Origin of the sequence: Pseudomonas sp. NFACC42-2 (assembly GCF_900116055.1) — a bacterium.
GTDB classification, from domain to species: domain Bacteria; phylum Pseudomonadota; class Gammaproteobacteria; order Pseudomonadales; family Pseudomonadaceae; genus Aquipseudomonas; species Aquipseudomonas marginalis.
In genome coordinates this window covers 1-11,543 of record NZ_FOZO01000013.1, presented here as the reverse complement: position 1 = coordinate 11,543, position 11,543 = coordinate 1, and the positions used below count along the sequence as shown (strand labels likewise).

At 61.2% G+C, this 11,543-nt stretch carries 10 protein-coding genes; 7 read left to right on the top strand and 3 right to left on the bottom strand.

What is annotated here, in order from left to right; all coding sequences use genetic code 11:
- The first annotated feature begins 92 nt into the window (after window positions 1-92).
- From hfq to BM416_RS20955, 7 genes are all read left to right on the top strand, one after another.
- On the top strand, window positions 93-353 hold the full coding sequence (gene hfq, locus BM416_RS20985; RefSeq protein ID WP_003171355.1) for an RNA chaperone Hfq: 261 nt from the start codon (window positions 93-95) through the stop codon (window positions 351-353).
- A 12-nt stretch (window positions 354-365) separates the two neighbouring features.
- Window positions 366-1,667 carry a ribosome rescue GTPase HflX gene (hflX, locus tag BM416_RS20980; protein WP_027604899.1) on the top strand — a complete coding sequence of 434 codons (1,302 nt, stop codon included), beginning with the start codon at window positions 366-368 and terminating at the stop codon, window positions 1,665-1,667.
- A 96-nt stretch (window positions 1,668-1,763) separates the two neighbouring features.
- A complete protein-coding gene (gene hflK, locus BM416_RS20975) occupies window positions 1,764-2,939 on the top strand; it encodes an FtsH protease activity modulator HflK (RefSeq protein ID WP_092359364.1) in 1,176 nt (391 codons plus the stop codon).
- Window positions 2,939-3,805, top strand: coding sequence for a protease modulator HflC (gene hflC, locus BM416_RS20970; protein ID WP_010213607.1), 867 nt, complete (start codon window positions 2,939-2,941; stop codon window positions 3,803-3,805). The genes hflK and hflC overlap by 1 nt, the downstream gene beginning before the upstream one ends.
- 293 nt (window positions 3,806-4,098) lie before the next feature.
- Window positions 4,099-5,286: an ATP phosphoribosyltransferase regulatory subunit gene (locus tag BM416_RS20965; RefSeq protein ID WP_092359361.1), complete on the top strand. Its 1,188-nt coding sequence runs from the start codon at window positions 4,099-4,101 to the stop codon at window positions 5,284-5,286.
- A gap of 54 nt (window positions 5,287-5,340) precedes the next feature.
- Complete coding sequence (locus BM416_RS20960; RefSeq protein ID WP_027604896.1) at window positions 5,341-6,630, top strand: adenylosuccinate synthase; 1,290 nt, start codon at window positions 5,341-5,343, stop codon at window positions 6,628-6,630.
- Between the two features lie 139 nt (window positions 6,631-6,769).
- Entirely contained in the window at window positions 6,770-8,704 is a 1,935-nt protein-coding gene (locus tag BM416_RS20955; protein WP_027604895.1) for a methyl-accepting chemotaxis protein, read from the top strand.
- Window positions 8,705-8,750: 46 nt separating this feature from the next.
- Here BM416_RS20955 and BM416_RS20950 read toward each other — a convergent pair whose 3' ends face one another.
- From BM416_RS20950 to BM416_RS30655, 3 genes are all read right to left on the bottom strand, one after another.
- Complete coding sequence (locus BM416_RS20950) at window positions 8,751-10,316, bottom strand: ABC transporter permease (RefSeq protein WP_092489325.1); 1,566 nt, start codon at window positions 10,314-10,316, stop codon at window positions 8,751-8,753.
- A complete protein-coding gene (locus tag BM416_RS20945) occupies window positions 10,316-11,341 on the bottom strand; it encodes an iron ABC transporter substrate-binding protein (protein ID WP_092489324.1) in 1,026 nt (341 codons plus the stop codon). Before BM416_RS20945 ends, BM416_RS20950 begins: the two co-directional genes overlap by 1 nt.
- The coding region (locus BM416_RS30655; RefSeq protein WP_218190227.1) for a hypothetical protein at window positions 11,338-11,543 on the bottom strand (206 nt) is incomplete at its 5' end. The genes BM416_RS20945 and BM416_RS30655, both read right to left, overlap by 4 nt.

The following is an 11,543-nucleotide window of genomic DNA, read 5'->3' as shown; positions in this document are numbered from 1 at the left end:
CCTTGCAATTGCCGTCTATCCTTGGGGGTGTGACGGCCATAAGCTATCTATTTTCCGATTTTTTATTATTGATCCTTAAAGGAGTGCGGCACATGTCAAAAGGGCATTCGCTACAAGACCCTTACTTGAATACTTTACGTAAAGAGAAAGTGGGGGTTTCCATCTACCTGGTCAACGGTATCAAGCTGCAAGGCACGATCGAGTCGTTCGACCAGTTCGTGATCCTGCTGAAAAACACCGTCAGCCAGATGGTCTACAAGCACGCTATCTCGACAGTGGTTCCAGTTCGTCCAATCCGTCTGCCTAGCGCCGCCGGTGATGATGCAGCTGACGCTGAGCCAGGTAACGCCTGATAGGAGTCTCCTTTGTTCTTTGAGCGCCACGGTGGTGGTGAGCGAGTAATCCTCGTTCACTTGGATGGACAGGACCCTGAGGCGCGCGAAGATCCGCAGGAGTTTCAGGAGCTGGCAAATTCGGCCGGCGCCGAGACCGTTGCGTTTTTTAACGTGCCGCGTCATCGGCCAACCGCCAAATTCCTGATTGGCAGTGGCAAGGTCGAGGAATTGCGCGACCTGGTCCATGCCGAAGAAGCCGATCTGGTGATCTTCAATCACACCCTCACGCCCAGTCAGGAACGTAACCTCGAACGTGTATTCGAGTGTCGCGTGATCGACCGCACCGGTCTGATTCTCGATATTTTCGCCCAACGCGCCCGTACCCATGAGGGCAAGCTCCAGGTAGAACTGGCCCAGCTTGACCATATGAGCACCCGGCTGGTTCGCGGGTGGACTCACCTTGAGCGTCAGGGTGGCGGTATCGGCATGCGGGGCCCGGGTGAAACCCAGTTGGAAACCGACCGCCGCCTGCTGCGGGTTCGCCTGCGTCAGATCAAGGGCCGACTGGAGAAGGTGCGTAGCCAGCGCGAGCAATCGCGACGTGGCCGTTCACGTGCCGATATTCCTACCGTGTCCCTGGTGGGCTATACCAACGCCGGCAAGTCCACGCTGTTCAACAACGTGACCAAATCGGACGTGTACGCGGCTGACCAACTGTTCGCTACCCTCGACCCGACCTTGCGCCGTCTGGATATTGACGACCTGGGGCCGATTGTCCTGGCCGACACCGTGGGTTTCATTCGGCACCTGCCCCACAAGCTGGTCGAGGCATTTCGGTCTACGCTCGAAGAGTCGAGCAATTCCGACCTGTTGTTGCACGTGATCGATGCGGCCGAACCGGATCGCATGTTGCAGATTGAACAGGTGATGGTCGTGCTGGGTGAGATTGGTGCCCAGGACTTGCCGATCCTCGAGGTCTATAACAAACTCGATTTGCTTGAAGGCGTTGAGCCACAAATCCAGCGCGACGAGAACGGCAAGCCCCAGCGGGTCTGGCTGTCGGCGCGCGATGGCAGTGGTTTGGAGCTGCTTGAACAAGCGATTGCCGAATTGCTCGGCAGCGATTTGTTCGTCGGCACCTTGCGCTTGCCTCAGCGTTTTGCTCGACTGCGTGCACAGTTTTTCGAGCTGGGCGCGGTACAGAAAGAAGAACACGACGAAGAAGGTGTCAGCTTGCTGGCCGTTCGATTGCCGCGCTCGGAGCTCAATCGGCTGGTCAGCCGTGAAGGCGTAGTACCGACAGAGTTCATCGAACAACACACTTTGCAATAAAAGCCTCCGAAAGCGGTTGTGCCGCAGTAGCAGGCATTCTGTAGCATTGGTCGGCGCGCCGTGGGTGCGTCTTTGCTTTATCAGATGGAGAGCGCTATGGCTTGGAATGAGCCGGGTGGCAACTCGAATAATCAGGATCCTTGGGGTGGTAAGCGCCGCAATAATGGCGACCGCAAGGGGCCACCAGATCTCGACGAGGCCTTCCGAAAGCTGCAGGAAAGCCTGAATGGGTTGTTCGGTGGTGGAAAAAAACGTGGTGGTGATGAAGGTGGTCGCACCGGCAAGGGCGGCGGCTACGGCCTGCTGGGCCTGGGTCTTGTCGTGCTGGCGGCCGTATGGCTGTACAGCGCCGTATACGTCGTGGACGAGCAGGAGCAAGCCGTGGTGCTGCGCTTCGGCAAGTACTACGAGACTGTCGGTCCTGGCCTGAATATCTATTTCCCGCCGATCGACAAGAAGTACATGGAGAACGTCACGCGTGAGCGTGCCTACACCAAGCAGGGCCAGATGCTGACCGAAGACGAGAACATCGTCGAAGTGCCGCTGACCGTGCAGTACAAGATCAGCAACCTGCAGGACTTCGTGCTGAACGTCGATCAGCCGGAAATCAGCCTGCAGCACGCAACCGAAAGCGCCCTGCGCCACGTGGTGGGTTCCACCGCCATGGACCAGGTGCTGACCGAAGGCCGTGAACTGATGGCCAGCGAAATCAAGGAGCGCCTGCAACGCTTCCTCGATACCTATCGCACCGGTATCACCGTCACCCAGGTGAACGTACAGAGCGCAGCGGCACCGCGTGAAGTGCAGGAAGCGTTCGACGACGTGATCCGCGCCCGTGAAGACGAACAGCGTTCGCGCAACCAGGCTGAAACCTACGCCAACGGCGTCGTGCCGGAAGCCCGTGGCCAGGCCCAGCGTATCCTTGAGGATGCCAATGGTTACCGTGACGAAGTGGTCTCCCGTGCCAAGGGTGAAGCGGATCGCTTTACCAAGCTGGTCGCCGAGTATCGCAAGGCGCCTGAAGTGACGCGTGAGCGTCTGTACCTGGACACCATGCAGGAAGTCTTCAGCAATACCAGCAAGGTCCTCGTGACCGGCAGCAAGGGTGGGCAGAATAACCTGCTGTACCTGCCGCTGGACAAGATGATCGAAGGTGGTCGCAGCAGCTCCAGTGCACCGTCCACCGGTTCCAATGCCGCTGCCAATGAAGCGAGCGCCCGTGCGGCCGCTGACTTGCTGCAACAGCAAACACGTACCAGGGAGAGTCGTTGATGAGCAATAAATCGCTGACCGCCCTGATTGTGGGCGTCGTCGTGGTCATCGCTGCCTGGAACTGCTTCTACATCGTGGCTCAGACCGAGCGTGCGGTGCTGCTGCAATTCGGTCGCGTGGTCCAGGCGGATGTCCAGCCGGGCCTGCATGTGAAAGTCCCCTACGTCAACCAGGTGCGCAAGTTCGACGCCCGCCTGATGACCCTGGATGCACCGACACAGCGCTTCCTGACCCTGGAAAAGAAAGCCGTGATGGTTGACGCCTACGCCAAGTGGCGCGTCAAGGACGCCGAGCGCTTCTACACTGCGACCTCCGGCCTCAAGCAGATTGCCGACGAGCGTTTGTCGCGTCGTCTGGAGTCGGGCCTGCGTGACCAGTTTGGTAAGCGCACCCTGCACGAGGTGGTGTCCGGTGAACGTGATGCGCTGATGGCGGATATCACCCGTTCGTTGAACACGATGGCGGAAAAAGAGCTGGGCATCGAAGTTGTCGATGTTCGGGTCAAGGCCATCGATTTGCCGAAGGAAGTGAACCGCAGCGTGTTCGAGCGCATGAGCACCGAGCGTGAGCGTGAGGCCCGTGAGCACCGTGCCAAGGGTAACGAGCTGGCTGAAGGTATCCGTGCGGATGCCGACCGTCAGCGCCGTGTACTGCTGGCAGAAGCCTATCGCGAGTCTGAAGAGGCCCGTGGTGATGGTGATGCTCAAGCCGCGGCGATCTACGCCAAGGCTTACGGCCAGGACCAGGAGTTCTACGCGTTCTACCGTAGCCTGCGTGCCTACCGTGAAAGCTTCGCGAACAAAACCGACGTCATGGTGCTGGACCCAAGCAGCGACTTCTTCCGCTACCTGGAAAAGTCCAAGTAACCAGCCCGTGATTTTGTAGGGCGCACTCCGTCGGGCGGCTAAAACGCCTGGCGGGGTGATCCTTTCAGAAAACGGGTGTATGATGCGGCAGCCGGGAAATTCCCGGCTTTTTTGCGTCTGCATGTTTGATTCGGCAGGCGTGACAGGTTTTTCGAGGAAAGTGCCCGACGAGGCCGTTAACAGGTCGTTCGTCACGTCGCTCTTGCGCGTGGTTTATGCAGGGGGCGGGTGTTTTCTGCTTCACTCAAGGCTCGGCCGAGGGCTGGCCGCCCGGATCATAGGGGAATGGCGTAATGGCAACGGTAGACCGCTGGCTGCTGCCAGATGGCATCGAAGAAGTACTGCCACCAGAAGCTGCGCGCATTGAAGTAGCGCGTCGCCAGGTGTTGGATCTGTTCCAGAGCTGGGGTTACGAGTTTGTCGTGACCCCCCATATCGAGTACCTGGAATCCCTGCTGACCGGCGCGGGCCAGGACCTGGATCTGCGCACCTTCAAGGTCATCGACCCGCAATCGGGCCGGCAAATGGGGTTCCGTGCCGACATCACGCCGCAAGTGGCGCGCATCGATGCGCACACTCTGCGCCGCGAAGGCCCGAGCCGCCTGTGCTACGCCGGCAGCGTGCTGCACGCTCAACCGCGTGCCTTGTCGTCTTCCCGCAGCCCTATCCAGTTGGGCGCGGAGTTGTACGGTGATGCCAGCCCGAGCAGCGACGTTGAAGTGATCAGCCTGATGCTGGCCATGCTGCAACTGGCTGATGTGCCAGATGTCCACATGGACCTCGGTCACGTGGGTATCTACCGTGGCCTGGCCCGTGCGGCCGGTTTGTCCGGTGAAGCCGAGCAACAGCTGTTCGATGCCCTGCAGCGCAAGGCGATCGATGAAGTCATTGCCCTGACCGCTGGCGTGCCTGCGGATCTGGCCGAGATGCTGCGTGCACTGGTCAACCTGTGTGGCGGCCGTGAAGTGCTGGTGGCTGCACGTGAACGCCTGGCCAAGGCGCCGGCGCCGGTATTGGCTGCACTGGATGACCTGCTGGCGATTGCTGAGCGGTTGTCGGCGCGGTTCCCGCAGTTGCCGCTGTATTTTGATCTGGGCGAGTTGCGCGGTTACCACTACCACACCGGTGTGGTGTTCGCGGTGTTTGTACCGGGCGTTGGCCAGGCCATCGCCCAAGGTGGTCGCTACGACGACATCGGCGCCGACTTCGGTCGTGCGCGTCCGGCCACCGGCTTTTCCACCGATTTGAAAACCCTGGTGACCCTGGGGCGTGCTGAGGTCGAGCTGCCGTCTGGTGGCATCTGGATGCCCGACAGTACGGACGCAGCACTCTGGCAGCAGGTTTGCCAGTTGCGCAGTGAGGGTCAGCGTGTTGTCCAGGCATTGCCTGGGCAGCCATTGGCCGCCGCCCGTGAAGCGGACTGCGACCGGCAATTGATTCTGCAGAACGGGCTTTGGCAAGTATCGCCACTGGCTTCTTGAGTTTTCCTGCCGGCCATCGCCGGCACCAAGTTTGCGCGAATGAGGACAAGTGTTATGGGTAAGAATGTCGTAGTCCTGGGCACCCAATGGGGTGATGAGGGCAAAGGCAAGATCGTCGATCTGCTGACCGAACATGCTGCCGCCGTAGTGCGCTACCAAGGCGGCCACAACGCTGGCCACACCCTGGTCATCGATGGCGAAAAAACCGTCTTGCACCTGATCCCGTCGGGCGTCCTGCGCGAAGGCGTGCAGTGCCTGATCGGCAACGGCGTCGTGGTTGCGCCGGATGCCCTGCTGCGTGAGATCACCAAGCTGGAAGAAAAAGGCGTACCGGTGCGCGAGCGCCTGCGTATCAGCCCGTCCTGCCCGCTGATCCTGTCCTTCCACGTCGCGCTGGACCAGGCCCGTGAAAAGGCCCGTGGCGAGCTGAAGATCGGCACCACCGGTCGCGGCATCGGCCCGGCCTACGAAGACAAGGTTGCGCGTCGTGGCCTGCGTGTGGGCGACCTGCTCAACATGCCGCGCTTTGAAGACAAGCTGCGTGAACTGGTGGATTACCACAACTTCATGCTGGTGGGTTACTACAAAGAGCCAGCCATCGAATTCGACAAGACCCTGGCCGAGTGCAAGGAATACGCTGAGCTGCTCAAGCCGCTGATGCTGGATGTGACCGCCGAGCTGCACGACCTGCGTCGCGCCGGCAAGGACATCATGTTCGAAGGCGCCCAGGGTTCGTTGCTGGACATCGATCACGGTACCTACCCGTACGTGACCAGCTCCAACACCACTGCTGGCGGCGTCGCTACCGGTTCGGGCGTTGGTCCTATGTTCCTGGACTACATCCTCGGCATCACCAAGGCCTACACCACCCGTGTAGGTTCGGGCCCGTTCCCGACTGAACTGTTCGACGAAGTCGGTGCGCACCTGGCCAAGCAGGGTCACGAATTCGGCGCGACCACCGGCCGTGCTCGTCGCTGTGGCTGGTTCGACGCCGTTATCCTGCGTCGCGCGATCGATGTGAACAGCATCTCGGGCATCTGCTTCACCAAGCTGGATGTACTCGACGGCCTGGAAACCATCAACATCTGCGTCGGTTACAAAGATGCCGAAGGCAAGGACGTTGCCCCGGTTGACGCCGACAGCTACGTGGGCCTGCAGCCTGTGTACGAAGAAGTGCCGGGCTGGAGCGAGTCGACCGTGGGTGCCAAGACCCTGGAAGAGTTGCCAGCCAATGCTCGTGCCTACATCAAGCGCGTTGAAGAGCTGATCGGTGCGCCGATTGACATTATTTCGACGGGCCCGGATCGCAACGAGACCATCGTTCTGCGTCATCCGTTCGCTTAATAAGCTATTGATGTAAAAAGCAAAGGGCTCCTTCGGGAGCCCTTTGTCGTATCTGCATGCCAAGCGGCACGACCCTTGCTATGTTTCTTTCTTTCGCGGTGCTATCAAATTAATGGCACCCGTGGTGGAGGGATTCCCGATGTCTGCCGTTCTCTCATTGTTACAAAGCCGTCTGTTGCGGCCGGTGTTCGTTACCCTAGGTATCGCTCTTTTGGTGCAAGTGCTGGTGGCGGTCGCTCTCACCCGGAGCACGGTCACGGCGCTGGAGGCCGATTTAGGCAGTCGCCTGGGCATCGACAGCCAGAAGCTGTCCGGTGAATTGGCCCAGGCCGGCAAGGAAGTCACGTCGAGCCTGGACAGCTTGTCCACCAGTACCCGTCAGCGCCTGACCGCCGGGCTTTCCGAGCGCCTGCAGGCAGAGCAGAAACAGTTGCGTGCGACCCTGGAAAAAGACCTGCAAGACTCCGCCAACGATATGGCGCAACTGCTGGCCTCGGTTGCGCCCCGCGCCATGTGGGACAGCGATGTGCCAACGCTGTCCGAGTTTGCCCGACGCGCCCAGCGCAATCCCAACGTGCTGTTCGTGGTCTATGACGACGCGGCGGGTGAGCACCTGACTCGTTATCTGAATCGCGAAAATCCGATCAACAAGGCGTTGCTGGAAAAAGGCCAGGGCGATCGCGCCCTGGACAAAGTCCTGAACGCCGCGAAGAACGATCCTTCGGTGTTCTACGTCGAGGCGTCCATCAGCCCTAACGGCGTGGAGATTGGCAAGGTGCTCATGGGGGTGTCGACCGCGTCGGTCGAGGCCGATCTGCAAGCGCTGGACAAGCGTTTTGCCGCACTGATAGCCAGCGGTGATCAGTTGGTCGGCGACAGCCTCAAAGGTGCCGCGGCGGATAGCGCGGCGGCCATGGGTGCTCGCCTGCAGTCGGCGCAAGCCACTGCGACCCAGATGACCGTCAACACCACCGGCGCCGTGCAGGAGGCTGCCGGCACCTTGCGTTGGCGCATCGGCATGGGGCTGGCGGTGGTCGGTTTCGGCGTATTGCTGCTGATCGCCGTGGTTCTCGGCCGCCGTGTGGTCAATCGCCTGAAACTGCTTATCGCGGCCATGGATGACCTGGCAGCAGGCGAGGGCGACCTCACCAAGCGCGTGCAGATCAACAGCAAGGACGAAATCGGCGACATGGCCTCGGCGGTCAATCGCTTTGTGGATAAGTTGCAACCCATCGTGCGCGAGGCGGGCGATGTGGCCCAGCGTACCGGCGTGGAAATCGGCGCCATGACCTTGCGCAATGCCGGCGCCGATGCGGCCGCTGGCTTGCAGCGTGATGAGGTGGCGGAGAGTTTGCGCGCGCTGTCGCAAATGGCCGACGAGGCCCAGGCCGAAAGCCACGCCATGCAGGCGGCGTTGCAGCAGGTGGTGGATATTCGTCAGGCGACGGACGAGAACTCGCGCACGTCGGCCGAAGTCGGCAGTTTGATCGAGGCACTGGCGGGGCAAGTCCAGGCCGGGTCCCAGGTTATCGAGCGCCTGGCCCAGCAAAGCGAGCAGATCGAAGTGGTGCTGACGGTCATCCATGGTATCGCCGAGCAGACCAACCTGCTGGCGCTCAACGCGGCCATTGAAGCCGCGCGTGCGGGCGAGACCGGGCGGGGCTTTGCGGTGGTGGCGGACGAAGTGCGTGCGTTGGCCAGCAAGACCCAAAGTTCTACCGGCGATATCCAGGCCCATATCGTCGCGTTGCAGCAGGGCGCGCGGGAGGCGGTGGAAACCATCGGCAAGGCCGGGCGCCAGGCCAACGAAGGTTTGCTGGTGCTGCGCGACAGCGTGCGCTTGCAGCAGACGGTGCAGGCCTCGGTGGAGCAGGTGCATGCAGCGATTGGTCTGGCGACCCGCGCCGCCGAGCATCAGGCCCAGGGCGCCCATGCGGTACGAGGCCGGGTCGAGGTGATCCATGCCCAGGCCGAGCGTGCGGCGCAGGCGGTGGTGGAGACTACCGCCAGTGGCAAGGTGCTGGATGGGTTGGCGGCGCAGTTGAAGGCGAGTCTGGGGCAGTTCCGGGCTTAGCGTCGTCCGTTCTGGCCTCATCGGGGGCTTGCCCCCGATAGCGATCTCAGCGGCTCAAGTACATCCGAGTTGTCAGCAGATAGACCGGCAACCCCGACACCACTATCAACAACGCCGCATAAGGCGCCGCCGCCGCAAACTCCACATTCGAGGTGTGCGCCCACACGGCAGTCGCCAAGGTGTTCAGCCCGGTGGGGCTGAGCAGCAACGTCGCCGTCAATTCCTTCATGGCGTCCAGGAACACCAGCGCAAATGCCGCACCCAATGCCGGGAAAATAATGGGCAGCGTCACTCGGCAAAATGCACTGAACGACGATGCCCCCAGCGTGCGCGCAGCCTCTTCCAGCTGCGGTGCAGCTTTGTTCAAGGCCGTGCGGATCGGCGCCTGGGCCAATGGAAGAAACAACAACGCATAGGCGATCAGCAACAACGCCGACGTCTGGTACAGCGCCGGCACGTAATGCAGGGCGAAATACACCAGCGTCAACGCAATCACCAGGCCGGGCAGGGCGTGCAGCAGGTACGGCAGGCGTTCGGCCCAGATTGCCAGTCGGCCCTTGTAGCGCACCACCAGCAGCCCCACCGGTACCGCCAGCGCCAGGCACAGCGCTGCGCCACCCAGCGACAGCATCAGGGAGGACAGCAATGCCTCACCAATCTCGGCCATTGGAAATGCCGCCGATGAACCTACCGCCAGCCAATAGCCGAGCATGCCCAAGGGGATGCCGCTGCCGATGATCGCCAACGCCAGGCAATACGCCTGGCCCAGTGGCGCCCACTTGCCCAGTCGCACCTGCTCCCCATGCCGCGCCGCGCCCTGGCCGATGCGCACGTGCCGGCCCTTGCCGCGCACGCGCAGTTCCAGCCACAGCAGGGTCAGGCACATCACCAGCAATACCGCCGAAAGCATCGCGGCATTGGCATTACTGAATTCCAGTTCAAATTGCTGGTAGATCGCAGTGGTAAAGGTTTGCAGGCCGATGATCGACAGCGCGCCGAACTCGACCAGCATATGCAGGGCAATCAGCAGTGCCCCGGCCAGCAGCGACGGCCACAGCAAGGGCAGGGTGATGCGCAGGAATACGCCCCAGCGATTCAGCCCCAGGGTGCGGGCCGATTCTTCAAGGGACGGGTCCAGGTTGCGCAAGGTTGCGGCCACTGGCAAAAACACCAACGGGTATTTGGACAGGGTCATCACCAGGATCGCGCCGCCGAGCCCTTCGAAGTGGGCGCTCAGGGATACCCAGGTAAAGCTGCTGACAAACGCCGGCACCGCGAACGGCAGGCACAGGATTACGCCCCAGAGGCGGCGCCCCGGCAGATTGCTGCGTTCCAGCAGCCAGGCCAGGGACAGGCCGATCACTCCGCACGCCACCGTCACGCCGACCATCAGCGCCAGGGTGTTGCGCAGCAGCCCGAAGACGTAGGGCCGCCAGAGCAGATGCACCGCCTGCTCCCAGCCCGCCTGCCAAGCCTTCAGCCCGACGTACACCAGCGGCAGCAGGCTCAGGCCAACCAGTAGCAGGACGGGGAGCAGTAGCCAGATCGAAGGGCGCTTGCGGCGCGGGCTGAGCCCCCCGCGCAGGGCGGGGGTGGGTAGCGATGGGTTCATCAGTTCAAGCCAACCTCACGTTCCAGGTCCAGGGCTTCTTCTGCGTTGCCCAGGTCGGCAGGCGTGACTTTCGGCGGTTGCAGTTCGCTGAAGGGCTTAAGGCCGCGGTTGGATTCCATGCCTTTGCGCAGCGGGTACTCGGCCGAGGTCGTGGTAATCACGCGCTGGCCTTCTTCGCTGGCCATGAACGCCAGCAGTTGCTGGGCTTCTTTTGGATGCTTGCTGGACTTCAGCGCGGCCGCCGAAGACACGGTGATCAGGCCGCCGGCATCGCCATCGGTGAAGTAGTGCAGTTGGGAATCGAGGGTGGTTTTTTCTTTTTTCAGGGCAAACCAGTAGTAGTTGTTCACCAGAACGGTGGCTACTTCGCCGTTTTCCACGGCCTTCAGGGCGACCATGTTGTTGCTGTACACCTTGCCGAAGGCGCGCAGGCCGGTCAGCCATTCTTCGGCGGCTTCACGGCCGTGCAGCTTGATGATCGCCACGGCCTGTTCCTGGAAGGCGCCGCTGGTAGGTACGAAGCCGACCTTGCCTTGCCACTCGGGGCCGGCGAAATCCAATACCGACTTGGGCAGGTCTTTCTCGGCAATCAGTTTGGGGTTGAAGGCTACGACGCGGGTGCGTGCGGTCACGCCCATCCAGTCGCCGTTACGGCCCACGTAATCCTTGGGCAGGACGTCGAGCGTGCCTGCATCGATCTTGGCCAGCAGGCCTTGCTCGCCAAGTTTGTTCAATGGCGGCGATTCTTCGGTGTAGATCACGTCGGCAGGGGAGCGGTCGCCTTCCTCCACGACTTGGCTGGCCAGTTGGTTACTGCTGCCCTTGCGTACGTTGACGTGAATGCCGGTCTTGGCTTCGAAGGCCTTGGCGAGTTCATCGCCGACTTCTTTGTGTTGGCCGTTGTACAGGGTCAGGGAGACTTTGTCGGCGGAGTAGGCGGCGGGAGAGAGTAGGGTCAGGCCGAGCAGAGTGATGGTCAGGCCACGCAGAAGGGATGTCTTGAGACGGGTATCGCGGATCATCATCCGGGGTTTTCCTCACTTGAGTGCAACAAATCATTGCAAGGATAAACGATAAAACTTCTCAAGTGCGCCGAAAGGGGGAAATTGCTGGTGGAGGTTTTCAAACCCCGGAAACGAAAAAACCCGCTTTCGCGGGTTTGATCTGAATTTGGTGCCCAGGAGAAGACTCGAACTTCCACGACCTTGCGATCACCAGCACCTGAAG